Source organism: Moritella sp. 24 (genome assembly GCF_018219155.1).
Lineage (GTDB): Bacteria > Pseudomonadota > Gammaproteobacteria > Enterobacterales > Moritellaceae > Moritella.
Window position 1 is genome coordinate 3845200 of sequence record NZ_CP056123.1, and the last position, 26379, is coordinate 3871578.

The 26379-nt window shown below is 38.9% G+C and carries 18 protein-coding genes; 7 read left to right on the forward strand and 11 right to left on the reverse strand.

Translation table 11 applies throughout. From position 1 onward, the window contains the following. Positions 1–29: 29 nt before the first annotated feature. From rbsB to rbsD, 4 genes are all read right to left on the reverse strand, one after another. Positions 30–908 carry a ribose ABC transporter substrate-binding protein RbsB gene (gene rbsB, locus HWV00_RS17150; RefSeq protein WP_211683318.1) on the reverse strand — a complete coding sequence of 293 codons (879 nt, stop codon included), beginning with the start codon at positions 906–908 and terminating at the stop codon, positions 30–32. A 143-nt stretch (positions 909–1051) separates the two neighbouring features. Continuing rightward, positions 1052–2011, reverse strand: a complete 960-nt coding sequence (gene rbsC / locus HWV00_RS17155; protein WP_211686651.1) for a ribose ABC transporter permease — start codon at positions 2009–2011, stop codon at positions 1052–1054. Positions 2012–2079: 68 nt separating this feature from the next. Then, positions 2080–3585, reverse strand: coding sequence for a ribose ABC transporter ATP-binding protein RbsA (gene rbsA, locus HWV00_RS17160; RefSeq protein WP_211683320.1), 1506 nt, complete (start codon positions 3583–3585; stop codon positions 2080–2082). 94 nt (positions 3586–3679) lie between these two features. Beyond that, the gene (rbsD, locus tag HWV00_RS17165) at positions 3680–4099 is read right to left on the reverse strand and encodes a D-ribose pyranase (RefSeq protein ID WP_211683322.1); all 420 of its coding nucleotides are present in this window, start codon (positions 4097–4099) and stop codon (positions 3680–3682) included. Between the two features lie 474 nt (positions 4100–4573). Between rbsD and HWV00_RS17170 the strand changes: the two genes are divergently transcribed. Continuing rightward, positions 4574–5038, forward strand: a complete 465-nt coding sequence (locus HWV00_RS17170) for a DUF1097 domain-containing protein (protein ID WP_211683323.1) — start codon at positions 4574–4576, stop codon at positions 5036–5038. 94 nt (positions 5039–5132) lie between these two features. Here the strand turns inward: HWV00_RS17170 and HWV00_RS17175 are convergent, their stop codons facing one another. Both HWV00_RS17175 and HWV00_RS17180 read right to left on the reverse strand, forming a co-directional pair. Further along, entirely contained in the window at positions 5133–6017 is an 885-nt protein-coding gene (locus HWV00_RS17175; protein WP_211683325.1) for an outer membrane protein OmpK, read from the reverse strand. A 306-nt stretch (positions 6018–6323) separates the two neighbouring features. Then, positions 6324–7136, reverse strand: a complete 813-nt coding sequence (locus HWV00_RS17180) for an outer membrane protein OmpK (RefSeq protein WP_211686653.1) — start codon at positions 7134–7136, stop codon at positions 6324–6326. Positions 7137–7870: 734 nt separating this feature from the next. Between HWV00_RS17180 and HWV00_RS17185 the strand changes: the two genes are divergently transcribed. From HWV00_RS17185 to HWV00_RS17210, 6 genes are all read left to right on the forward strand, one after another. Beyond that, complete coding sequence (locus HWV00_RS17185) at positions 7871–8983, forward strand: porin (RefSeq protein ID WP_211683327.1); 1113 nt, start codon at positions 7871–7873, stop codon at positions 8981–8983. A gap of 51 nt (positions 8984–9034) precedes the next feature. After that, positions 9035–11863 carry an ExeM/NucH family extracellular endonuclease gene (locus tag HWV00_RS17190; RefSeq protein ID WP_211683329.1) on the forward strand — a complete coding sequence of 943 codons (2829 nt, stop codon included), beginning with the start codon at positions 9035–9037 and terminating at the stop codon, positions 11861–11863. Positions 11864–12028: 165 nt separating this feature from the next. Then, positions 12029–13456 carry an endonuclease gene (locus HWV00_RS17195; RefSeq protein WP_211683331.1) on the forward strand — a complete coding sequence of 476 codons (1428 nt, stop codon included), beginning with the start codon at positions 12029–12031 and terminating at the stop codon, positions 13454–13456. Between the two features lie 494 nt (positions 13457–13950). Next, complete coding sequence (ushA, locus tag HWV00_RS17200) at positions 13951–15612, forward strand: bifunctional UDP-sugar hydrolase/5'-nucleotidase UshA (protein ID WP_211686655.1); 1662 nt, start codon at positions 13951–13953, stop codon at positions 15610–15612. 54 nt (positions 15613–15666) lie between these two features. Further along, positions 15667–16779 (forward strand): porin, encoded by a 1113-nt coding sequence (locus tag HWV00_RS17205; RefSeq protein ID WP_211683333.1) that lies wholly within the window; start codon positions 15667–15669, stop codon positions 16777–16779. A gap of 51 nt (positions 16780–16830) precedes the next feature. After that, positions 16831–20001 (forward strand): ExeM/NucH family extracellular endonuclease, encoded by a 3171-nt coding sequence (locus HWV00_RS17210; protein WP_255554751.1) that lies wholly within the window; start codon positions 16831–16833, stop codon positions 19999–20001. A gap of 134 nt (positions 20002–20135) precedes the next feature. Here the strand turns inward: HWV00_RS17210 and ushA (HWV00_RS17215) are convergent, their stop codons facing one another. The 5 genes from ushA (HWV00_RS17215) to oppC all read right to left on the reverse strand — a co-directional run bounded on the left by ushA (HWV00_RS17215) (position 20136) and on the right by oppC (position 26376). Next, positions 20136–21785: a bifunctional UDP-sugar hydrolase/5'-nucleotidase UshA gene (gene ushA / locus HWV00_RS17215; protein WP_211683335.1), complete on the reverse strand. Its 1650-nt coding sequence runs from the start codon at positions 21783–21785 to the stop codon at positions 20136–20138. A gap of 92 nt (positions 21786–21877) precedes the next feature. Further along, positions 21878–22951, reverse strand: a complete 1074-nt coding sequence (locus HWV00_RS17220) for a porin (RefSeq protein ID WP_211683337.1) — start codon at positions 22949–22951, stop codon at positions 21878–21880. Positions 22952–23368: 417 nt separating this feature from the next. Further along, positions 23369–24394, reverse strand: coding sequence for a murein tripeptide/oligopeptide ABC transporter ATP binding protein OppF (oppF, locus tag HWV00_RS17225; protein ID WP_370630464.1), 1026 nt, complete (start codon positions 24392–24394; stop codon positions 23369–23371). Then, entirely contained in the window at positions 24394–25359 is a 966-nt protein-coding gene (locus tag HWV00_RS17230; protein WP_211683340.1) for an ABC transporter ATP-binding protein, read from the reverse strand. The genes oppF and HWV00_RS17230 overlap by 1 nt, the downstream gene beginning before the upstream one ends. A gap of 114 nt (positions 25360–25473) precedes the next feature. After that, positions 25474–26376, reverse strand: coding sequence for an oligopeptide ABC transporter permease OppC (gene oppC, locus HWV00_RS17235; RefSeq protein ID WP_211683341.1), 903 nt, complete (start codon positions 26374–26376; stop codon positions 25474–25476). Positions 26377–26379: the final 3 nt, after the last annotated feature.

Sequence of the window (26379 nt, forward strand, 5' to 3'; positions counted from 1 at the left end):
ACGATTGACGCTATTCCCTCTATTTCTAATTACTGAGTGATCACTTTTAGTGGAACAGCGATGCTTTTCTCTACAGACTGACCTTTTAGTACTTTGTCAGCTGTTTCGATACCAAGGGCACCAATTAACTCAGGTTGTTGAGCAATTGTCGCGCCTAAAATACCGCGTTTAACAGCAGCAATACCGTCTTCAGTACCATCAAAGCCAACGATTAATACGTCTTTACCTGATGCTTGAACAGCACGTAATGCACCTAATGCCATTTCATCATTTTGTGCAAATACCGCTTGTACATTTGGATTCGCAGCAAGCATGTTTTCCATTACGTTAAGACCTTTTGTACGGTCAAAATCAGCTGGTTGGCTACCTAATAAATCCATTTTATTTTTTTCAACAGCTTGCATGAAACCTTGACCACGTTCACGTGCTGCAGATGTACCTGCGATACCTTCTAATTGGATTACTTTTGCATTCGCACCAATCGTATCTGAGATATATTGACCAGCCATTTCGCCACCAGCAACGTTATCTGATGCAATGTGGCTCACTACTTTACCGCGGCTTGCACCACGGTCTAATGTTAATACTGGAATACCTGAACGGTTAGCCATACGAATCGCATTTGATACCGCATCTGAATCCGTTGGATTGATTAGGATTGCTTTTACGCCACGAACTGTAAGGTCTTCAACGTTCGCTAATTCTTTACTTGGATCATTCTGTGAGTCCAGCACAATTAACTTATAACCTAAGGTTTCCGCTTTCGCCTCTGCACCTTCTTTCATTGTTACGAAGAAAGGGTTATTTAGCGTCGAAACCACCATTGCAAGTGTATCTTGTGCCATAACGGTTGCACTGAAAGAAGCTGAAACAACAGCTGCAGAAATTAGGGTTGCTAATTTTTTCATTACTTATACCTTCTTTTAAGTTAATTCTGCTGCCCTAGATAGGGTGACTAGGGCTCACAGATTTTTGTTATTATGTGTTTTATTATTTCTAATTATTACTTCTTATAATTCGTGTTCATGGTTAACTTTATTGTCAATCAAGGTTATTTCTTTTTCGTATCAACTAATACTGCAAGTAGGATAACGACAGCTTTAGCAATCATTTGGAAATATGACGATACATCCAACAGGTTCAATGCGTTGTTTAAGAAACCGATAATAAGCGCACCAACCAGTGTACCCATAATGCGACCTTTACCACCCGCAAGACTTGTTCCGCCTAATACGACCGCGGCAATGGCATCTAACTCATAACCCATACCAGCTGTTGGCTGCGCTGATGACAAACGAGAAGTCACAATCAAGCCCGCTAATGCTGCAAGTAAACCACAGATGGCATAGACACCAATTTTTACTTTATCTACATTAATACCTGATAAACGTGCTGCCGCTTCGTTACCACCAATCGCATAAACATAACGACCAAAACGTGTGTGATTTAATAAATACCATACCGATGCAAACACCATTACCATTAACCAAATTGGCACAGGAATACCGAATAAGTAATCAGTACCGATTAACGAGAAGTTATCTGCAACATCAGTAAAACCAGTTGAGATAGGACGACCTTCGGTATACACCATAGTCACACCACGTAATAACGTCATAGTAACCAGCGTAGCAATAAAGGCTTGTACCTTACCTTTCGCAATAATAATACCGCTCATTGCACCCAGACCTGCACCTGCAAATAAAGCAACGGGTACCGCAATCATCACTGGCACTTCCATCGAGATAAGCGTCGCTGCAAAGGCACCACATAGCGCGAGAATAGAGCCGACACTTAAATCAATACCAGCGGTTAAGATAACTAAGGTCATGCCCACGGCAATAATCGCATTCACTGATGTTTGACGTAATATGTTTAAAATATTACCCATAGTGAAAAAGTTAGGGTTTAAAAAAGACACCACCACAATCAATAAGATCAGAGCGATTAATGATTTTTGTTCAATTAACCATTCTTTACTGAATAGCTTGTTCGTTAGGGTTTTAGTCATTGCATCGCCACTTGTTTTACTGGAATTTTGATTAACTGCTTGGTTCTGGCTCACTGTTTTATCCGAACTCATAGTCCTGCCTCATCGATACGCTTGCCAACAGCACACGCCATTAGTTTTTCTTGGTTAGCATCTTCAGCCATAAACTCACCGCTGATTCGACCTTCGTGCATCACTAAAATACGATCACTCATGCCTAATACTTCCGGCATTTCTGACGACACTAAAATGATACTCATGCCTTCTGCTTTAAATTGATTAATTAACTGGTAGATTTCTTTTTTAGCGCCAACATCAACACCGCGAGTTGGTTCATCTAAAATAAGCACTTTCGGGCGAGTCATTAAACCTTTTGCAATCGCGACTTTCTGTTGATTACCACCAGATAAGTTACCGATGATTTGATCTCGACTTGGGGTTTTTACATTAAACAAGCGCATGAAATCTTCAACCGCCGTTGCTTCTTTACCGTGATCTAATTGCAGACCTTTAGACAATGAATCAAGTGCACACAATGACATGTTTTCTTTGACTGATAAGCCAAGCACTAAACCATCACCTTTACGGTCTTCAGAGATATAAGCAATACCATTAACCAACCCATCACGTGGCGTAACAGGACTAATAACTTTATCATCTAAAATAACATCGCCAGACTCACGTGCCAGTGCACCATAAATCGCTTTCATTAACTCGGTACGACCCGCGCCCATTAGACCTGAGATACCTAAGATTTCACCTCGGTCTAAAGTAAAGCTAACATCACGGACACCCGGTGCAACGATGTTTTCAACCGTCATACATGTTGTGCCATGCGTCGCATCAATACGTGGATAAATTTCGTCCAGACGGCGGCCAACCATTTTTTCAATCAGACCGTCTTCATCAATTGCACTTACTGCAATTTCATCAATAAATTTGCCGTCACGTAATACCGTAATATCATCACAAATTTCGAAAATTTCTTTTAAGCGGTGTGAGATATAAACAATGCCACAACCTTCATTACGTAGCTCATTAATCACTTTAAATAGTGATTCAGTTTCGCTTTCCGTTAATGCATCGGTTGGTTCATCCATCACGATAACTTGCGATTCAAATGACAACGCCTTGGCAATTTCAACCATTTGCTGTTCGCCTAGGCTTAACTCACCCAATAATTGACGCGAGCTGTGTTTGACGTTTAAACGTTTTAGCAATGCATCTGCATCACGGTACATCTGCGTCCATTTAATGCCACCAAACACATTGGTTTTTTCACGGCCTAAATAGATATTTTCAGCAATCGTTAACTCAGGGATCAAGTTTAATTCTTGGTGAATAATGCTGATGCCAACTTCTTGCGAGTGACGCGGACCATTAAACGTAACATCACTACCTTGATAGTTAATATTACCCTTGTCCATGCTGTAGATACCTGTAAGTACCTTCATTAACGTCGACTTACCGGCACCATTTTCGCCCAGTAATGCCATTACCTTACCTGGGTATACATTCAAGCACGCATTATCCAGCGCTTTTACACCTGGAAATGATTTTTCGATACCACTGAGTTTTAAAATTGCTTGCGTCATGTCAGTTCCTACTTTATTCCGCATAAATAGCTATTATTACGTGTCATACAATCAATGCCATATTGGCTTAAAATTATTAGCTTAAACGGCTGAATTAAAACACGACGCCAGATTGAAAAATCACATTCGCATAAGGTGTGCACTCACCGGTTCGTACAACCGCTTTACTTTGGTGTGTGCGTTGTTTAAATGCTTCGTGACTAATATAAGTGATCGTAATCGCTTTATTTGTGAGTTGTTCTTCATTCGTAATAACATCAAGTAAGGCTGTGTGTAACTCAGGGCTAACCGTTGCAAACTCTTCTGCAAGCACCACACCTTCAATTTGCATTTCGCCTAATATTGCTTTCACAGTCGCAATAAAAGTAGGTACACCCGGAATAAGCGCTAAATCGATACGTTTTGTCGAGTCAGGAACCGGTAAACCAGCATCACAAATGGTGATCTCGTTAGTATGTCCAAGCGTTGCAACTAAATAAGATAAGTCAGCATTGATGAGTTTATTTTTCTTCATGAGTCACGCCTTACAAGGTGAATATAGCTAAACGATGTCGTTCGATGGCGAGCATGTTAACGCCATCGAAACGTTTGCGCAAACGTTTCGATGGGATTGAATATAGTCAAAAATAAGGATAATTCTAGTCTCTAAGTATAAAAGTGCGAGTTGGATCTAAGATCTAGTGTAATTTCTTTCATTTGAAATCGGGGGGTTATTTTTACGAAGAAAATAGGTTATATCGAAAGTAATAGTACGAGGAAAAAAGAGTAGGAAATAAAATTGGATCTATAATGCTCAGATCTTATACCACGAATAGATCGGTTAAATATTAAACATATTCATGCTATTTATAAATCACGAAAATAATAATACGCTGAATATCTTATAGATATGCAGCTTTTAATATCGCATTTTCGACTAGCATCATAGTTTTGTTCTTACTTATGAGGTAGTTTATCCACCAATATTGTTTATATAATAGAGTAATACATGAAAGATCGTTATCAAGTAGCACTTTCCGCAGGTCTACTTGCTGCGCTATGGTGCGGTATAGCTGATACGTTTCATCTGATCACTTGGATAGGTTTTTTAAGTTGCAGTACTTACTTTGCGCAACCGAAAGCTGGGTTTCAGGGCGTCTTAATGACTTGGTTCACTAATCTGTCAGGCGTATTCTGGGCGTGGTTAGTCATCACAGGCAGTGGTCTTGTCGATACGCCCCTACTGGGTTATCTCCTCACAGGTATTATAACCAGCCTTATGTGTCTGCAAGCCAGCCATACCAAACTTGCCTTTATCCCCGGTGCCTTTATCGGTTGCTGCATTACTTTTGCGATGGCCGGTGATGTCACTCCGATTATTCCACCGCTACTGCTTGGTGCATTATTAGGGTATGCCATGACACAACTAACAGCCTTGTTTGTTAATTTTAAAGCAGCGCCACAGCACATTTGAGCACTGCCAGTTAAATCAATCAGTTTGATATTTAGCAAGCTCGACCATAAGAGCCAGATTATGACTGGCTCTTTACCCATCACGACGAATAATATTAGAACTTATAAATAGCCGCAAAATAATGCGCAAAACCCGTTGAGTCTAAACCGAGCGTACCAGCCCCATCTTTAACGGTATAAACATCATTGTATGCTTTAATTCCATACCCTAAAGAATATCGGTCTGAATGCCAATACACACCATTAAACATCACTCCACCATGTGTTGTTGTCGGAACAAAATTAGTATCACTCGCATCCGCACCAAACTGATAATCAATGTAGCCCTGATACGCAATAAAACTGTCATTATCGAACGTAACAAACGGTTTAAACCAATTCATTGAAAACTGGTAACCATTCCAGCTTTTTGTATTGAGATCGTATAAGACATAAAGATTAACTCCAATCTTATCAAACCAAGGCACTATCATGTCTGTGCCTAATCCCCAAAATGAATTATTCACATCGCCATCAATGGCAACACTTGGTTGACCTTTCTCATCATTAGGACGTGATCCCGTGATCCCTCCCCCACCCCAATTATATAGGGTCGCAATATACATTTCTTGCACGGGTCCAAAAGATAGATCCTTGCCTGTCATCGCATCGAGTGAAAAGCGTGGTGCTAATTTCATGAATATCTTACTTGCACCATCGGTTTTATCTGAGTTGCTCGAATCTGTATTAGTAAGATTAAACACATCCACATAACCATATAAATCAACGATCCCAGAACGACCACCAAATTCGAGTTCCAGATAATCATGAGCTAAGTTATCGTCAATACTGGGCTTTTCGCCAACGGAATACATAATATTAAATTGCATCCATTTATAGTCATTTTTATGTAACCCGTCACTATAATCCGCTGCAATAGCCGTACTCGCGCAAATGGGCAGCACTGCACTCGAGAGTAATAATTTATAGATATAATTCATCAACCAAACTCCATTTTTAGGTGTTTAAATGCTTAGTATCAATAAATTCAGTGCAATAAAACCTAAGTTCATTGAGCTAAATGCAATAAACCATAATTATAGAACAAGCCATATAAATGGCCTTGATAGGCTTTTGAAATCTCGCAGTTGCAGACTGTTACGCTTATATAACAAATAAATAGAGATGAAAATAAATTGAATTTAGAAGGGCTAAATAGAAAATGATAACAAAGAAGAAATAATGGATGGGTATAATGTGGAACCACGCGATACGTGATCCCACCATACTATTCTAAAATTAGGCTTTTAGAATTTGTATGCTGCTGCGAAGAAGTGAGCAAAACCTGTAGATTCTGTACCACCACCATCTTTAATACCATAGATTTCGTTATACGCTTTTAGGCCATAACCCACAGAATAGCGCTCTGAATGCCAATAAATACCGTTATACATAGTACCACCGTTACTTACACCGCCAGCGCTCGTATCAAGACCAAACTGATAATCAACATAACCTTGGTAAGAAATAAAACTCTTATTCTCAAAAGTATGAACAGGTTTAAACCAGTTCACAGATAACTGATAACCGTTCCAATCTTTATTGTTCATTTCATAAAGACCATAAAGATTAACGCCTACTTTTCCAAGCCAAGGAACCATTACATCACTACCTAAACCAGTGAAGAAATTATTTAGGCCTTCATCAATAGCACCATCCCAAACAATCTGATTGGAAAAATAGATTTCCTGAACTGGGCCAAATGACAAATCTTTACCAGTGATCGCATCAAGTGAAAAACGAGGAGCAAGTTTCATGAATATTTTGCTACCGCTAGTTTTATCTGAATCACTTGAATCGGTATTAGTTAAATTAAATACATCTACATAACCATACAAGTCAACAACACCTGAACGACCGCCAAATTCCATTTCTAAATAATCATGTCCTTTATTAGAACCTGTACCACTTGGCTTTTCAGCTACAGCATACATTAAGTTGAATTGTGACCATTGGTAATCATTCTTGTGGATATCATCAGAATAATCAGCGGCAAAAGCATTACAAGAAATAGCAGCAAGCGTTGTTGCAGCTAATGCTGCATTTTTAATATTTTTCATCATTACTTCCGTTTATGGTGCACAACTCAGCATGAGTCAGCGCTGTTTTATGGCGATTTTAACGATGAAAAACAAAAGTTCAATAAACATGCATAAATATAGTTGTTTATTGCGCATCAGATCATAACCAAAAAATATAAAACCAATTAAAGCTCAAAACCTAGCCAAGAAGACTCATTAAAGCTCCTACTGTGGGAATATAAATCTAATTATTAATTTCACGCTTATAAAATAGCTCCTAATGATATTAATTCAATTAAGTAACGCAGATTACTAAGTTATTAACATTAATATAAAAAAATACACTTAAATTAATATTTTTATTAAAATATGAATATTAATACCTAAGCTTATGATTAAAAAGAAAAATAACCACCATCATTTTAGTTTAAAATTTTGCATTTTTATTTATTTCATTTATTTTGTTATTTTTTTTGAACTAAATCCAATTAAAGTAATAGCTCAAATGCGCTTTTTCAGTATAAAATGCGCGCACAATTTACCTAAATAGAGTTCAGAGCAATACGTTTATACTCTTAACGCTTATTTATGCCGTAGGTAACGTGGTTCCTGAAGTATTAAAAGATTACACCCAAGCAAATTATCCGATCAACGTCGACGATTTTGCACCTAAGGGTGAAATCACACACTTGTAATATAAAAATAATAATAAATTCATTTTTTAAATTAAGCCGCACAGGTATGTACGGTTAACCCTTACAGAGATAAAACACATGTTAAAGAAAACTGCTCTTGCAATAGCACTCTCTTCTTTATTCGTTGGTACTGCAGCTCAGGCTGTCACTATCTACGATAATGACAACGGTGACACAATCAAACTTTATGGTGAAGTTGGCGTTGGTGGTCATTTCAATCCTGACTACGAATACGGCGAATTTGTTGAATCACCGCTAAATGAAAATAAAGATGGTTATGGTACAGACACTACCTATATCGATGACAGCTTTGCCACTATTGGTGTAAAAGGTACGTATCAAGACGTTTACTACCGCGTAGAACTTGATTACGAACGTGAAAACTGGGCTTATGGCTCTGGCGATATGGTATTAGCAATCGACAAATTATTTATCGGTTACAACATCACAAGTAACCACGCCATTGAAGTCGGTCTAACTGATACTGCATTCGATGATTACGATAAATACGGTGATTTCACGTTTGATACCACTGTTGAAACCGGTGAAGCTGGTGACCAACAAAACACCGTTAAATATGAAGGTAAAATCAAAAACTTCAAATTAGGTGCGTCTTATTCTTACCAAGGTGAATCATCATCAGGCTCTGCATTAGGTGACATCGTAAATGGTTATTTTGGTTACTTCGGTAAGACATTATCAGCTGTTGTGGGTGTAGAAAAGCGCGCAGGCTCAGCTGGTGAATCTAAATACGGCGAACAAGTTCTATTTGGTTTTGGTGCACGCTATAACGTAAATGAACAACTTTCTTTTGGTGTTAATGGTTATATCGAAGATGAAGATATTGCTCAAAACAGCACTAACTTAGTTGTTGACCCAGCGAACCCAGACAATGATGTCACTGTACATAACGATTACCAAACCTTCCAAAACAAAGGTGCATTAGTTTCTGCTCGTTACAAATTCTCTGCTAAATGGGAAGTAACAGGTTCTTATAACTTCGAAGAATATGAAAAGTGGGCAATCAAAAATGTTGAAAACGGCGTAACTCCATACTCGTGGGGCGATGAACGTACTTGGAGTACTGTTGGCGTGAACTTCCGCCCATCAAGCTCAGTTATTTTTGCTGTTGAAGCAAACTTCGGTGAGTCAGCACAAGATGCTTACGCTTACGGCCGTGTTTATTTCTAGTATTTCCATCATTTCGATGTAAGAACCAGTTAACGAATTTTAAGGTAAATTATGAAAAAGAAATTATTAGCACTCGCAGTGGGCAGTGTTTTATCCGCAGGTGCTCAAGCTGCACTATCAGATATTATTATTACAGAATATGTTGAAGGTAGTGCTAACAATAAAGCCGTCGAATTAACCAATACGACTGGCACTCCATATACGTTCTCAGACAGTGATGTGGTTACATATAGCTCTTACAGTAACGCCATCCATAGCCCTGCAGGCGTTAGTATTTTAAAAGGCATCACTATTGCTGGTAATGAAACAATCGTACTTACAAATGGTGAAGTAACGACTGAATTGTTAACTGCAATTTCCGATAATGGTGCTCGCCATTTTGCAGCTGGCGTATACAATGATGTCTCACATAACGCAATGAACTTTAACGGTGATGACCACGTTGCACTTCGCGACGGCAACACAATCGTTGATATCATCGGTGTCGATGGTTCTAAATGGGGTGAAGATAAAACTTTAATTCGTCGCGCTGCTGCTGACGGTTCTAGCCTACCAACTCCTGACGCAAAGTATGTTCCAACAAACTGGGCTGAATCAATCCCAGATGGCGAAACTATAAGTAAAGATAACTTTGCTGATTTAGGTATTCCAACACTTGGTGACTACGTAGAGCCACCAGTAGTTGAAGAGTTAACTATGATCCCTGAAGACGGTGGATTATTTGCGAATACACTTGCTCGTTATGTAGGTAAAGAAGTTACTATCCCTGCAGATATGAACCCTACTGAAGCTGGCGAACAAGGTCTTATCGTTACAAGAACTTATGGCTTTAACTTCAATAACTACAGTAATAATATTACAGCCTCTTATGATCGCGCTAATTACCAGCCGAATCAAATACACGTAGCAGGTAGCCCTGAAGCAAAAGCTTATAATGATCAAAATATAGATCGCACGCTATTAATTACAGGCGCTTATGCACCTGATGGCGAACTTGCTTACTACCCAGACTTTAATACTGACCCTGCAAACAATTATATCCGTATTCAAGATCAAATCGTGGGTATGACAGGTATGATTACGGGCTCTGCAGGTAACTACACATTAACAGTTACAGAAGATGTAGATAACAGTAACTTCATCCATCATTCAGACCGTGGCGGTGTTAACCTTAATACTTCTACAGCTGAAACAGCTTTTGCAATTAAAGTTGCAACTCAAAACGTGTTAAATTTATTTAATTCGCCATTTGGTGGAGATCAAAATTTACACGCAGATAACCGTGGCGCAGAAACTGATGAAGAGTACCCACGCCAGAAAGCAAAACTAGTTGAAGCAATTTTTGGTCTTGATGCTGATATCGTAGGCCTAATGGAAATTGAAAATAATGGTTTCGGTAACAATGGTACTATCGCAGAATTCGTTGAAGCAATTAATGAAAAGTACTTTATTGTTCGTGATGATCTAAAAGATGATCCGAATTCAGAAACCAATAGATATGTATTCATCGGTTTTGATTCAAATGGCGATACAGTACTAGATGCTCTTGATTCTGTTGGTTCTGATGCTATCACATCAGGTATCATATACCGCCCAACTAAAGTAACCGTAGAAAGTTCTCGTATTATCAAAATGCCAGAACAGCACGCTCCAACAATTGTTAATGATAACAATGTTGTAGTGAAAGACAGATACGATGAAGTATTAGAAAGTGGTGACAACTACCAGCGTAATACAGTTGCCGCAACATTCACAATTAATAACACAGGTAAGCGTTTAACAGTAGCTGTTAATCACCTGAAATCTAAAGGCTCAACCTGTTATGAAGATTGGGATGGTGTAGACTTCGGCACTGACGAAAACTACTATGACAGTGCTCCGGATCTAGATTTCCAAGGCCAATGTGAAAACTTCCGTGTAGCGGCAGCTGTACAGATAGGTGAAGAGCTAGAAAAAATTGGTGGTGATCGCGTTGTTCTTGGTGACATGAACTCTTATGCGAAAGAAGATCCAATGTTAGTGTTAACATCGAATCCGACTAACAAAGAACTAACAACAGCAAGAGATACTTTCATTGGAAAAACACCACAGTTTAATACTGCAGGTAACCCAGTAAAAGTAACAAAAACTTATGGTTATATTAGTGCTGTAGATAAAAAAGATAAAGAAGAAGGTAAAATCAGCTGGAGTTATTCTTACAATGATGAGATTGGCTCACTTGATCACGTATTAATCACCCCGTCACTTGACTCTCGTTTAATTGATGCGAAAGACTGGCACATCAATGCTGCTGAATCATCTTATTTCGACTACAACATTGTACGCTTCGATTCTGATGATGGCTTAGTTCCAGCTAAAGGCAATGATGCAACAGCTGATCGATTCTATGCAGAAGACGCATTCCGCTCTTCAGATCATGACTCAGCAATCATCTCATTAAGCTACCAATACGCTGAAACTGAAAACAATGCGCCAGTATTAGTAACAGTTAGTAGCGGTACGATGGAAGTACCTTATGTTCTTCCTTCATCAGTGGATGTACAAGCTGGTGATATCGCTAAGATTTCACTAAAAGCAACAAATGATGACGCAGACACATCAGAAGCAATCTTACCTAAGTATGCAATGAGTGCTAATCAATCATTCGCTCACTTTGAAGTAGCTGGCATTACAGCAGGTACGTATGCAGCAACAATGACGTTAGAACGAAACGGCGTTACGGTTACAGGCTCTGAAGTATCATTAAAACTTGAAGCTACAAAGAAAGATTCTTTGACACCTAAACTAACAGTTCCGGAATCAGATGGTTCGGGTGGTTCATTTGGTATCTTTGGAATCCTATCTCTACTTGGCTTAGGTTTCTTACGCCGTAAGCATTAATAATAGATTTCCATTCAACTGCTTGTTTAGAGTGAATGAGAATCTATTTATTAATACAAAGCCACAACACTTCTAAATATTATTTTATAAGTGTTGTGGTCATCATTTAAAACATAAAAATAAACTTATTAAAAATACTTTTATTTAATAAGTTGGTGAATAAAAATGAATTACAAATCCAATACAGCTGTATGCTTATTATCATTACTACTACTTAGTGCCTGTAATGATTCAAATGATAATATCAATCCGATTACGGAATCTGGTAATTTAATCAATAATGGTGACTTTGAGAACTGGGCGACTTCAACTCCCGTACCAGGTTGGGATACCATTGATGATGGAATCACTGTTGAGCAAAGTAAAGCCCAATATAAAACAGGTGCAAACTCAGCTCGAGTTCTGGTTAATACAGGCTCTCAAGGTAGCACTGATTTCCGTCAATCAGTTGATGTTGTTGCTGGTAAAACGTACACATATTCAGTTTGGGTTCTACATACTGAAGGTTATATGAAAACCCGTATGTATATCGATGGCCAATATGACCCATATTCAAATAACAACTTAGTTAATGAATGGCAACAAATTACGACTACATATACAGCAACTGAAAATAAAGTTATTGATGTAGGCATTCGCTTCTACGATGTTTCTGGTTTTGATGGGCATGAAAATGTCTTTATTGACGACGTCGTATTAATCGCTGAAAAAGCTGTTGACCCAGATCCAACACCGGACCCAGATCCAACGCCGGACCCAGATCCAACACCGGACCCAGATCCAACGCCAGACCCAGATCCAACTCCAGGCCCAGATCCTATAGACCCAAGTAAGTATTATGAAAGTGCTAAAGGAAAAACAGGCTTTGAACTAAAAACGGCACTTTATAACATCATCAAAAATCACACAACAAAATCATATGGTGATTTATGGGACTTTATGAGTGTTAACTCTCTAGATATTTATTATGACAATGATAAAACCATTTTAGATATGTACTCTGAAATTCCTTCTTCATCAGACACATATAGTTACACCCCAGTAACTAACCAATGTGGTAATTACAGCGGTGAAGGTAGTTGCTATAACCGTGAGCACTCAATGCCACAAAGCTGGTTTGAGAAAAAATCACCTATGGTCAGCGATGTTCATCATATTTTTGCAACTGATGGTTATGTAAATGGTAAACGTAGTAACTATCCGTATGGCGAAGTAGATAGCCCATCTTGGACTTCTGATAATGGTAGTAAACTAGGCAGTGCAACAGCTTCACTTGGATACAATGGCACCGTTTTTGAACCTATCGCTGAATTTAAAGGCGACTTTGCACGAGCGCAATTTTATATGGCAACTCGCTACCAAGATATTATCGGAAGCTGGGATAAAAATACTGAGCATTCAGATGCAGTACTTGATGGCAGTAGTGATAAAGTATTCGAACCTTGGGTTATTGCTATACTGAAAAAATGGCATGAGAATGATCCAGTAAGCCAAAAAGAAATTGATCGTAATACTGCGGCTGCAATTTACCAAGGTAACCGCAACCCGTTTGTAGATCATCCCGAATATGTAAATGAAATTTGGGTTGATTAATAGCAACAGTTCCTAAAATGTAGCAATACTATTTAGAAAAACAGTATTAAAAAATAATGTAAAAAAGGCGAATAGACATCAGTTTATTCGCCTTTTTTATATCTAAAAATCATACGAAATACAATCAAAACACAAGGAAACACTAATTTTCTTACGATTTATTATGGGAAATAACAATGTTAAATTATCTGGAAAATCAAAAGAAATGAAACATAAATTTATTTTGTAAATGTTTGAACTAAAGCCAATAAAAGTGATAGCTCAAATAAGCTTTTTAAGTATAGAATTGCAGCATAATTTGCCCGAACAAAACTATAAAAAAGAACTTTATATTACAAGCGTTTGATTTATAACCACTTAACAATTAAACAGGGAATAGCTAAACATTAAATTGTGTAGCTATTCATGATATTTACTTTCTAAAACTGACTTGCCGGTCAACTTTATAAAGTGAATTGTCGTAATTTTACGATATTTATTTTAGGCGTTTAATGATGAATTATAAAAACCTTGCTCTAACGGCTCTCATAGCTGCGACTACAACAGGCTGTGTAACTCAACCTACAGTGAAAATGAATGCGCATGAGTGGGCTCAAGATAAAGAATATAATCTGACAATTTTACACACCAACGATAACCACGGTAATTTTTGGCAGAATAAATATGGTGAACGCGGCATGGCAGCTAGAGCTACATTGGTCAATAATATTCGTCATGAAGTGAGCGCTGAAGGTGGGTCTATATTACTCCTCTCTGGTGGCGATATTAATACTGGTGTTCCTGAATCTGATCTACAAGATGCTGAACCTGATTTTATTGGTATGAATATGATTGGTTACGATGCAATGGCTATCGGTAATCATGAATTTGACAACCCTTTAGACGTACTAACCAAACAAGAAGGCTGGGCAGAGTTCCCTTTCCTTGCTGCAAACATCTATAAAGATGGCGAGCGTATGTTCGATGCCTACAAAATTTTCAATAAATCTGGTATCAAAATAGCCGTTATTGGTCTTACGACTGAGGACACCGCTAACATAGGGAACTCCGAGTTCATTAGCGAAATAGAGTTTAAAGACCCAAAGGTCGAAGCTAAAAAAGTCATCGCAGAATTAAAAGAAAAATATAATCCAGATATGATTATTGCAGCAACGCATATGGGCCATTACCTCAACGGTGATAATGGTTCTAATGCACCCGGTGATGTACAACTAGCGCGCTACCTAAACGAAGGGGATTTAGACATGATCGTAGGCGGTCACTCACAAGAACCTATTTGCATGGAAAGTATAAATCAATATGCGGACTTCAAACTAGGCCAAGACTGCAAGCCAGATCAGCAAAATGGTACTGATATCGTGCAAGCACACGAATGGGGTAAATATGTTGGCCGTGCAGACTACACCTTTAAAAATGGTGAATTCACACTACAATCTTATAACTTGATCCCTGTTAACTTGAAGAGAAAAGTTAACAATACAGACGGAAAAAGAGTACGAGTGCTTATCCAAGATGAAATAGCACAAGATCAAGTGGTATACGACACTTTAAAGCCATTCCAAGAAAAAGGCCAGGCGGCACTTGGTATTAAAATTGGTACGACTGACGGCATACTACAAGGCGAACGAAAAATCGTTCGTAACAACCAAACAAACCTAGGTCGCTTAATTGCCACTGCACATATGCAACGCGCAAAAGCAGACTTTGGTGTAATGAATTCGGGCGGTGTTCGTGCCTCTATTGAAGCGGGTGATGTAACGTACAAAGATATGCTTACTGTACAGCCATTTGGCAACATCATCACTTACGTGGATATGGCAGGTTCAGAAGTAATTGAATACCTGAATAAAGTGGGTACTAAAACAAGAGATTCTGGTGCATATGCACAATTTGCAGGTATCTCGATGACAGTGGAAGCGGATAGAGTTTCTAACGTAGTTATCGGCAATAAAGCAATTGACATGAATGCATCATATCGCTTCACAGTTCCCTCTTTCAATGCAGCTGGCGGTGACGGATATCCAAATATCACGGCACATCCTGCATTTGTTAATACAGGTTACGTCGACGCAGAAGTACTGAAAGAATACATCGAAGCTAACTCACCGATTTCAGTAGCCAACTTCGCGCCAAAAAATGAAATAAATCACAAATAACTTTTAGCTATAACAGCCGCACTGGATTGTGCGGCCTCATAAGTGAGAATAAATATGTTAAAGAAAACAACTCTTGCAATTGCACTTGCTGCAATTTTCGCAGGCGGCGCGGCTCAAGCTGTAACGATTTACGATAATGACAATGGTGACGTGATCAAGTTATACGGTGAAGTTGGCGTTGGTGGTCATTTCAATCCTGACTACGAATACGGTGAATTTGTTGAATCACCGCTAAATGAAAATAAAGATGGTTATGGTACAGACACTACCTATATCGATGACAGCTTTGCCACTATTGGTGTAAAAGGTACGTATCAAGACGTTTACTACCGCGTAGAACTTGATTACGAACGTGAAAACTGGGCTTATGGCTCTGGCGATATGGTATTAGCAATCGACAAATTATTTATCGGTTACAACATCACAAGTAACCACGCCATTGAAGTCGGTCTAACTGATACTGCATTCGATGATTACGATAAATACGGTGATTTCACGTTTGATACCACTGTTGAAACCGGTGAAGCTGGTGACCAACAAAACACCGTTAAATATGAAGGTAAAATCAAAAACTTCAAATTAGGTGCGTCTTATTCTTACCAAGGTGAATCATCATCAGGCTCTGCATTAGGTGACATCGTAAATGGTTATTTTGGTTACTTCGGTAAGACATTATCAGCTGTTGTGGGTGTAGAAAAGCGCGCAGGCTCAGCTGGTGAATCTAAATACGGCGAACAAGTTCTATTTGGTTTTGGTGCACGCTATAACGTAAATGAACAACTTTCTTTTGGTGTTAATGGTTATATCGAAGATGAAGATATTGCTCAAAACAGCACTAACTTAGTTGTTGACCCAGCGAACCCAGACAATGATGTCACTGTACATAACGATTACCAAACCTTCCAAAACAAAGGTGCATTAGTTTCTGCTCGTTACAAATTCTCTGCTAAATGGGAAGTAACAGGTTCTTATAACTTCGAAGAATATGAAAAGTGGGCAATCAAAAATGTTGAAAACGGCGTAACTCCATACTCGTGGGGCGATGAACGTACTTGGAGTACTGTTGGCGTGAACTTCCGCCCATCAAGCTCAGTTATTTTTGCTGTTGAAGCAAACTTCGGTGAGTCAGCACAAGATGCTTACGCTTACGGCCGTGTTTATTTCTAGTATTTCCATCATTTCGATGTAAGAACCAGTTAACGAATTTTAAGGTAAATTATGAAAAAGAAATTATTAGCACTCGCAGTAGGCAGTGTTTTATCCGCAGGTGCTCAAGCTGATATCACTGATGTTTTGATTACAGAGTATGTTGAAAGTTCTAATTCTCAAAATAGAGCAATTGAAATTACCAACATGGGTAATGAAGACGTAACCTTTACAGATAATGAAGGTTTAGTATATTTTTACAACCCTCCAGGATCAGATTCTGATTGGAAAAAAATTAATCACCAAGATGGTGGTAAAGTTCTAACCGGAACAACAATTCTTGCTGGTGAAACGATAGTAATTATTGCCCCTCCACATGCAACTTACGGAAGTGATGTAAGAGATGCAGCTGAAGCCAATAATGCAAGAGTTATAATCAGCAGCAGCTTAGGATTTACTGGTAACGATTCTGTCGCTATTGTTGATATGAGTGACTCATTGACGCCACCAACACAAGTATTAGATATCATCGGCGAAACGGGTAGTGTACCAAGTTTATCTAACATCACGATGAGACGTAGTAAGCAAGTTGATGGTTCGAATCCAACACAACAATCTGTTTATGTAAAAACAGATTGGATTGAGCATGTAAATAATACATTTGATGATCTTGGTATCAACTCACTTCCAGAAGCATATATTCCATTTAATTGTTTAGATAGCGAAGCGCGAACAAGTATTCAAGCAATTCAAGGCGAAGGTACTACATCACCAATCACTGGTGAAAACGTCATTATTGAAGCTGTAATCAGTGCAATTACGTCATATCCTGTTAAAGGTATTTTCCTAGCTCAGGAAACGGACAACAACCAATTAACCTCTGACGGTCTTTTTATCACCACGAATGAAGATACGAGTAATCTAGCCCCTGGCGATAAAGTGTGTTTACAAGGTGTTGTTGTTGAAGACTATGGTCTAACAACACTGACTAGCCAAAAAGAGATCCACGTTAAAGGTAGTGAAGCTGTTCCAGCAGCTGTTGATATTGAAGTTATTGAGTCAGATAAAGACGAATATGGTTTCTCATTTGATACTACACTAGAGCGCTATGAAGGTATGCTAGTTAGACTGCCTAAGGATATGGATCCTAATGAAACTGGCAACCAAGACATGCGCGTATCAAAAACGATTAGTTTTAACTTTGATAGCTTCCGCAATAACATGGTGTTTTCTTATAAACGTCCAAACATGCAACCTAACCAGGAAAACGTAGCAGGTAGTACAGATGCTCTCAAAGCAATGTACCAAAATGACGATTTCCGTTTAATCATTGAGAGCGCAGTTAAGGCTGAAGATGGTCGAATTCCTTATTATCCAACATTCCATGACGATGCTGCGGATAACTATATTCGTATCGATGATAGTGTTGTTGGTATGGAGGGTGTTCTTTCTCATAGCTTTGGGGATTATAATTTAACAGTAACTAACACTATTGATGAAGATAATATTACTCATAATACAGATAGAAAAACATCTCCAACTCTAAGTACTACGACTACTGATGATAGCTTCGCTATTAAAGTTGCTACTCAAAACCTATTGAACCTATTTAACTCTCCATTCGGTGGTTCAGCAAATCAACATGGTGATAACCGTGGTGCAGATAGTATTGCTGAATATGAACGTCAAAAAGCAAAACTAGTAAGCGCGATACGCGGACTTGATGCTGATATCGTGGGTCTGATGGAAATCGAAAATAATGGCTATGGTGATGCAGGTGCAATCGCAGAACTCGTTGCAGCGATTAACGTTAACTATGATGACGATGATCCAAAAGATATTGATAGTAAATATTCAACAAGTAAACGCTATGTATTTATTGGTTATGATAAAAATGGCGATACTGTTCTTGATGATCAAGATTCACTAGGTACTGATTCAATCAGTACAGGTCTTTTATATCGCCCAGCTAAAGTCAGCTTAGAAAGTACGAAAGTAATCCCGATGCCACAACAGCACGCACCGGTCGTTGTTAATGATAATAATATTGTTGTGAAAAACAGTAACGGTGGAATCTTAGAAAGTGGTGATAACTACCAACGTGACACCCTAGCTGGTACTTTTATTGTTAACCAAACAGGTAAACGCCTAACTGTAGCAGTGAATCACCTTAAATCGAAAGGTTCTACATGCTGGGAAGAATGGGATGGTGTTGACTTTGGCACAACAGAAGTATGGAAAAACGATGCGCCAGACGCTGACTTCCAAGGTGCCTGTGAAGACTTCCGTGTAGCTGCAGCAGTACAACTTGGTGAAGAATTAGATAAAATTGGCGGTGATACTGTTATCGTCGGTGATATGAATTCATATGCGCTTGAAGATCCAATGTTAGTACTAACTGAAAATACAACTGGAAAAACATTAACAACAGCGCGTGATACTTTTATCGGTAAAACTCCGCAGTTTAACAATTCTGGTAATCCAGTTAACTGGACTAAAACGTATGGTTATATTAATGCGGTAAGTAAGAAAGATGCAGAAAAAGGCAAAGCGAGCTGGAGCTACTCTTACAATGATGAAATTGGTTCGCTGGATCACTTACTAATCAGCCCATCATTAAATAACCGTTTAATTGATGCAACTGATTGGCATATCAACGCTGCAGAATCACCATTGTATGATTACAATATTGACTATAAAGGCGCAACTGGTGCGGAAGACTTTTATGCTGACGACGCATATCGTTCTTCAGACCACGACTCAGCCATTATGTCTTTAAGCTACAAGCACGGTGAAACAGATGGTAAGGCTGTACATGTTGCAATTACAAGCGGTTTAATTAAAGTCCCTTACAACATCCCTACAGCGGCTAATGCTGAAAAAGGTGATATTGCGACAATTACATTAACACCATTAAATAGTAATGATAATGTTGATATGAGTGATGTCGTGTTACCACGAGTCGCGCTCACAAAAGATGGTCAATCATTTGTTGAACTAGAAGTATATGGTGCGGATGCAAGTCGATACAGTGCAACAATGCAACTAGAGCGTACAGGTGCAGCTTCGACAAGCTCTACGGTTTCAGGTTCTAGCGTATCTCTAGAAATTGAAGTTGCTAAGCAAGACTCACTAACACCTAAAATCGTAATTCCACCATCAGATAATTCAGGTGGTTCTTTCGGTATTTTTGGTGTGCTATCTCTACTTGGTTTAGGTTTCCTACGTCGTAAAGCTAAATAGTAGTGTTGTTTGATTCATTACTAACGAATCATTAAAAACTAGTTAAACAAAAGGCGAATAAACATCAGTTTATTCGCCTTTTTTAATACGTTTAATTTATAACATCGCAGTCTAATAAAGACTACATACTGATATTATTTATAAACCATTTCATTTTTTGGTTCAAAATCAGCAACGTTAATTGGTGAGTTTGCTTCAATGTATTCTTTCAGTACTTCAGCATCCACATAACCTGTGTTTACAAACGATGCGTGCTCTGTAATTTTCGGGTAACCGTCGCCACCAGCGGCATTAAACGATGGGATAGTGAAACGGTATGCTTTCTCTAAGTCGATAGCGTTACCTGCGATAACCACGTTAGACACTTGACCATTTGCAACCGTCATTGAGATACCTGCAAATTGTGCGAATGCACCAGAGTCTTTCATTTTAGTGCCAACTACGTTTAGGTAGTCCATCACTTCAGCGCCTGTCATATCAACATACGTAATGATATTGCCAAACGGTTGTACCGTTAATACGTCTTTATACGTAATGTCACCAGCATCGATTGACGCACGAACACCACCAGAATTCATGATACCGAAATCTGCTTTAGCACGTTCCATATGTGCAGTCGCAATTAAACGACCAAGGTTAGTTTGGTTGTTACGTACAACATTACGATTGCCTTCTAACAAAGCATCAGAATGACCAATCTTAATGTTTAATGCCTCTTGCCCTTTTTCTTGGAACGGTTTTAGTGTTGCAAGTACAGTTGGATCTTGAGCAATCTCATCTTGGATAAATACACGCTTTTTCTTACCATCAACTTTGATTTTTTTCTTTAAGTTAACTGGAATAAGTTTGTACGATTGCAGTTCGAAATCACCATTTTTGAAGGTGTAATCAGCACGTCCAACATATTTACCCCATTCGTGTGCTTGTACGATAGTAGTACCGTTTTGCACATCTGGAGCACAGTCTTGACCTGGTTTGAAGTTTGCATATTCAGCACCTTCCATACATACAGGCTCTTGAGAATGACCGCCAACGATCATATCTAGGTCACCTTCATTAAGGTAACGTGCAAGCTGTACATCACCCGGTGCATTTGAACCGTTGTCACCGTTAAGGTAATGACCCATGTGCGTTGCTGCAATGATGATATCTGGGTTTTCAGTTTTCTTAATTTCAGCAATTACTTTTTTAGCTTCCACTTTAGGGTCGCGGAATTCTAATTCGCTGATGAATTCTGGATTACCAATTTCAGCCGTATCTTCAGTTGTTAGACCGATAACTGCAATTTTAACACCGTCTTTATTAAAGATTTTGTAAGCATCGAACATACGTTCGCCATCTTTATAGATATTAGCTGAGATGAACGGGAATTTAGCCCAACCTTCCTGTTTAGCAAGCACATCAAGCGAGTTATCGAACTCATGATTACCCAATGTCATCGCATCATAGCCAATCATGTTCATGCCGATAAAATCAGGTTCTGCATCTTGTAAATCCGATTCAGGTACACCTGTATTAATATCACCACCTGATAATAATAATACAGAACCACCTTCAGATTTAACTTCAGTACGGATGTCATTAATCAGCGTCGCACGTGCAGCCATACCGCGTTCGCCGTACTTATTCTGCCAAAAGTTACCGTGGTTATCATTCGTGTGAAGAATGGTAAGGTTATACTCTTTATCTTGTGTCCATTCATGCTGAGGCTGTTGGTCAGTTGTAGCGCAACCAGTTGCAATTGCAATAGTTAAAGCTGAGAGCGCTATATTTTTAAGTTTCATAGAATCGTCCGATTTATCAGGGATATGAGAGAATAAAGCCTCTATATAAAATAAGAGGCTATATATTAGATAATACTATTAGATTGATTAGCTTAGAACCAGTAATAAGCTTTAACGTAGCCTAGCGCACCACTTTCGCCATTTTTAAGCACATCACCCGCTGCAATTTCAGCAGCTAACTTAATATTTCGAGCATATTTGTATTCAGCACCGATAACAGCCCACTCTGATTTGTAATCTTCCTTAGATGCGTCAACATTATCTAAATCTTCGAAGTTCACACTCGCTAACAGATTTAGTTTCTCGGTCAATTTATATTTAGCGCCGATGTTAGTACCGACGATATTTTTTTCTGAGCTTTCATTTTTATTGAAATTTTTGGTTTGATCCCAAATTAAGCCAGATACAGTGACATCACCTAATTTAACTTCACCGTGTAGTGAATAAATTTCAGTTTCATCGCCCACTTCAGCACCTGCAAGCACTGTGAAATCATCACCAAAATAACCAATGTAACCGTTAGTTACTTGACCAAATAGTGAATCTGTTTCATATGAATATTTTTTTGGTTCGCCAGTATCAATTGTTGTAGCTTTCACTGTTTTACCATCAGCATCAAGCTCGTATGTAGTCTTTTTATCCGTTGTACCATCCCAGCCTTCTAATGAGTGAGAAATACCCACTTTAATATTACCAAATTGACCTCGGTATTTTAGCGTATTATCTTGGTCACCCGCTTCAGAAATACTAGCACCTAATTCATTTGTTACATCACCAAATGCATCATAGTGATCATAGGCTGTATCAGTACGACCAAACTCAATTGATTGCTTCGGTGTTAAATTGTAGCCTACATAAGCCTTGTCGATAACAAGGCGCATATTATTATCAGTAGTCCAATCTTGACGCTCTGCATCCATCTCAAACTTGGCATAGATATTACCTGTTGAGCCCTTTACACCCAGCGTCATAAATGAATCGTCGACATAGGTAGAACTTGGCCCAAACGGTGTTTTATCCGTGTCAGATACAACCGTACCACCGACTTCCATACCACCATAAATTTTTAAATTATCACCATTATCATTTTTATAGATTGTTGCAGCGCTAGCTGCGCCGACAGACAGAATTGATGCAAGAGTTAGAGCAAGAGTTGAATATTTCATTATAATTTCCTAATGTTTATTTTATTATTCTTATATTTATTCATCTTAATAAGATTCTGTTTTCTATATGAAAATATATAAGCAACGTCATTAACACAAGTATGGAGTACCCATTAGTTGATATAAGCATCATATTCTTCAAATTAACCTCACGACAAATCAATTAATCGTAATAATGTGATTTATATAGGTTTTAAATCTAAATATTACGATATCATTCGCGTTTTAGTTTTTTGACTATAACGGGTCATTTTTAATCAAAAAATAAAAGTGCTGGAAGGCATATTGGTAGGAAATACAGAGGATTATCGAAGTATCATTAAAAAACAAACAAAAAAATACCTATCAACGATTCGCTGATAGGTATTGAATATTGTGACTATTTTAAATTATATCGAGAGCATTATGCCAAAGGTATTAAGCAACCATTAAACAAGACACTGAATGTTCTTCGTTACCAATTAGCTGAGGCTTAGTTTCGGCACAACTGGCTTTCGCAACAGGGCAGCGTGTACGGAATACACACCCTGATGGCGGGTTTAATGGTGACGGTAAATCACCTTCCAACATTTCTATTTTCTTATTACGCTCAAGTTCCGGATCTGGGATTGGTACTGCAGACATTAATGCTTTCGTATACGGGTGCTTCGGATCTGAAAACAAGGCTTTCGACTCACCTAATTCAACCGCATTACCGAGATACATGACTAATACGCGATCAGAAATGTGTTTTACAATCGATAAATCATGGGCAATAAAGATCAGGCTTAAACCCAATTCTTTCTGCAATGATTGTAACAAGTTCACTACCTGCGCTTGAATGGATACATCCAATGCAGATACTGGCTCATCACAAATAATCATCTTAGGCTTTAAGATAAGTGCACGAGCAATACCAATACGCTGACACTGACCACCCGAGAATTCATGCGGATAACGGTTAATCACGTTAGGCAATAGACCTACCTTCGTCATCATGTCCTTCACTTGCTCTTTCACTTCTACTTTAGATAGATTTGGAAAGAAAGTGCGTAGCGGCTCGGCAATAATGTCACCTACCGTCATACGAGGGTTTAATGATGCCAGCGGATCTTGGAAAATCATTTGAATTTCTTTACGTTTTTCACGCATTTCATTGTGCGGTAAACGCGTAAGATCTTGGCCTAACCAAACCACATGACCAGCCGCCGCTGGCACTAAGCCAATAAGAGCTCGGGCAAATGTCGATTTACCACAACCTGATTCCCCTACTACACCCAACGTTTCACCTTCGTATAATTTGATACTTACACCATCAACCGCTTTAAGTGGTCGAGGTGGTGCCCAAGGCCATAATGACTTTGATGGGATATCAAATTGAACCTTAAGGTCATTCACTTCTAGCAGCAATTCTTTCTTTACCGCTTGTACCGCAACTTGCTCTTGCTTTACTACATTAGTCATTACCATGTCCCCTGGTCTGAGAAGCAGGCACGTAAACGGTCGCCAGCAAACGGGATTAATTGTGGTTGTTCTTGTTGGCAGTGTTCTTGTGCACGATGACAACGATCTTGATATGCACACCCTTTCGGCAGTGATAACAAGTTAGGTGGATTACCCGGAATGGTCGGTAAAATATCACCTTCGGTATCTAAACGTGGAATTGATTTAAGTAAGCCTTCTGTATAAGGGTGGCTCGGTGTATAGAAGATATCATTTACCTTACCATACTCCATTGTACGACCCGCATACATCACTAATACCTTGTCACAACTACCAGCTACCACACCCAAATCATGCGTAATCATAATAATGGCGGTATTAAACTTGTCTTTCAATTCATTCAATAATTGCATGATCTGCGCTTGAATCGTTACATCCAATGCAGTCGTTGGTTCATCTGCAATCAACAGTTTAGGGCGACATAACAAGGCCATTGCGATCATTACACGCTGACGCATACCACCTGAAAACTCATGCGGATACATGTTAATACGAATACGCGCTTCAGGAATCTTAACCGATTCAAGCATAAATACTGATTCTTCAAAGGCTTCTTTTTTGCTCATGCCTTTATGTAAAATCAGTACTTCCATCATTTGCTCACTCACCTTCATGTAAGGGTTTAGTGAAGTCATTGGGTCTTGGAAGATCATGGCAATTTGTTCTGCGCGAACATGGTTTAGTTCTTTCTCTGGTAAATTTAAGATCTCTTTACCTTCGAACTTTGCACTGCCAGAAATAATACCGTTTTTCGCCAGCAATCCCATGATTGCAAATACAGTCTGTGACTTACCTGAGCCGGACTCGCCAACAATACCCAGTGTTTCGCCTGGGCTAAGAGAGAAATTTAAATCGTTAACCGCCGTGACATTACCGTCTTGAGTCGTAAACTCAACGCGTAGGTCTTTAACATCTAGTAAACTCATCTGACATCCTTAATCTTGTTCTAGCTCTACATCTAACTGTGTAGTCAGCAATATATTTACACTAGAATGGCTTAAGTTAGGTTACTGCTCACTTTAAGCCATTCTATTTAGCTATTATCTGTCTTTTGGATCCAACGCATCACGCAGACCATCGCCAACATAGTTAAAGCAAAACAGTGTTAACACCATAAATGCAGCTGGGAAGGCTAATTGCCAAATCGCTATTTCCATTGTTTGTGCACCTTCTTGCAGTAAGGCACCCCAACTTGTCATTGGCTCTTGCACACCAAGACCAAGGAAACTTAAAAATGATTCAGTTAAGATCATGCTTGGAATTAACAGTGTTGAATAAACAGCAACAATACCTAATACATTCGGAACGATATGGCGGGTAATAATGCCCCACTTACTCACACCACATACATGTGCCGCTTCGATAAACTCTTTACCACGTAAGCTTAGCGTCTGACCACGAACAATACGCGCCATGTCTAACCACGCAATTGCACCAATCGCCACAAAAATTAAGATAATATCGCGACCAAAGAATGTCACCAATACGATAACAAGGAACATGAACGGAATTGCGTAAAGGATCTCAAGGATACGCATCATTACACGGTCTGTTTTACCACCGATGAAACCTGATGCAGCGCCATATAGCGTACCGATAAGTACAGCAACTAATGCCCCCATCACACCAACCATCATCGAGATACGGCCGCCGATAAAGGTACGCACTAATAAATCACGACCTAAACTATCCGTACCAAACCAATGCTCTGCTGAAGGAGCCTGATGCAATGCATACCAGTCAGTATCGTCAAACGCATACTGACTGAACATCGGCACAAAGATAACTGACAAGGTGATTAAGAAAAGAATACATAAACTCACCATCGCCGCTTTGTTACGCATAAAGCGAATACGGGCATCTTGCCACAAACTGCGGCCTTCGATTTCTAAATTATTTGAGAAGGTGTTTAGCGCTTCTACTTTGTCTGTTTTAGATAACATACC

What these genes read in the sequence shown, in the direction of transcription:
- rbsB (WP_211683318.1), bottom strand. Translation starts at nt 908, where the DNA reads ATGAAAAAATTAGCAACCCTAATTTCTGCAGCTGTTGTTTCAGCTTCT.
- HWV00_RS17230 (WP_211683340.1), bottom strand. Translation starts at nt 25,359, where the DNA reads ATGAGTTTACTAGATGTTAAAGACCTACGCGTTGAGTTTACGACTCAA.
- HWV00_RS17205 (WP_211683333.1), top strand. Translation starts at nt 15,667, where the DNA reads ATGTTAAAGAAAACAACTCTTGCAATTGCACTTGCTGCAATTTTCGCA.
- rbsC (WP_211686651.1), bottom strand. Translation starts at nt 2,011, where the DNA reads ATGACTAAAACCCTAACGAACAAGCTATTCAGTAAAGAATGGTTAATT.
- oppF (WP_370630464.1), bottom strand. Translation starts at nt 24,394, where the DNA reads ATGACTAATGTAGTAAAGCAAGAGCAAGTTGCGGTACAAGCGGTAAAG.
- HWV00_RS17190 (WP_211683329.1), top strand. Translation starts at nt 9,035, where the DNA reads ATGAAAAAGAAATTATTAGCACTCGCAGTGGGCAGTGTTTTATCCGCA.
- HWV00_RS17170 (WP_211683323.1), top strand. Translation starts at nt 4,574, where the DNA reads ATGAAAGATCGTTATCAAGTAGCACTTTCCGCAGGTCTACTTGCTGCG.
- oppC (WP_211683341.1), bottom strand. Translation starts at nt 26,376, where the DNA reads ATGTTATCTAAAACAGACAAAGTAGAAGCGCTAAACACCTTCTCAAAT.
- HWV00_RS17175 (WP_211683325.1), bottom strand. Translation starts at nt 6,017, where the DNA reads ATGAATTATATCTATAAATTATTACTCTCGAGTGCAGTGCTGCCCATT.
- HWV00_RS17195 (WP_211683331.1), top strand. Translation starts at nt 12,029, where the DNA reads ATGAATTACAAATCCAATACAGCTGTATGCTTATTATCATTACTACTA.
- HWV00_RS17185 (WP_211683327.1), top strand. Translation starts at nt 7,871, where the DNA reads ATGTTAAAGAAAACTGCTCTTGCAATAGCACTCTCTTCTTTATTCGTT.
- ushA (WP_211683335.1), bottom strand. Translation starts at nt 21,785, where the DNA reads ATGAAACTTAAAAATATAGCGCTCTCAGCTTTAACTATTGCAATTGCA.
- HWV00_RS17180 (WP_211686653.1), bottom strand. Translation starts at nt 7,136, where the DNA reads ATGAAAAATATTAAAAATGCAGCATTAGCTGCAACAACGCTTGCTGCT.
- rbsA (WP_211683320.1), bottom strand. Translation starts at nt 3,585, where the DNA reads ATGACGCAAGCAATTTTAAAACTCAGTGGTATCGAAAAATCATTTCCA.
- rbsD (WP_211683322.1), bottom strand. Translation starts at nt 4,099, where the DNA reads ATGAAGAAAAATAAACTCATCAATGCTGACTTATCTTATTTAGTTGCA.
- HWV00_RS17220 (WP_211683337.1), bottom strand. Translation starts at nt 22,951, where the DNA reads ATGAAATATTCAACTCTTGCTCTAACTCTTGCATCAATTCTGTCTGTC.
- HWV00_RS17210 (WP_255554751.1), top strand. Translation starts at nt 16,831, where the DNA reads ATGAAAAAGAAATTATTAGCACTCGCAGTAGGCAGTGTTTTATCCGCA.
- ushA (WP_211686655.1), top strand. Translation starts at nt 13,951, where the DNA reads ATGAATTATAAAAACCTTGCTCTAACGGCTCTCATAGCTGCGACTACA.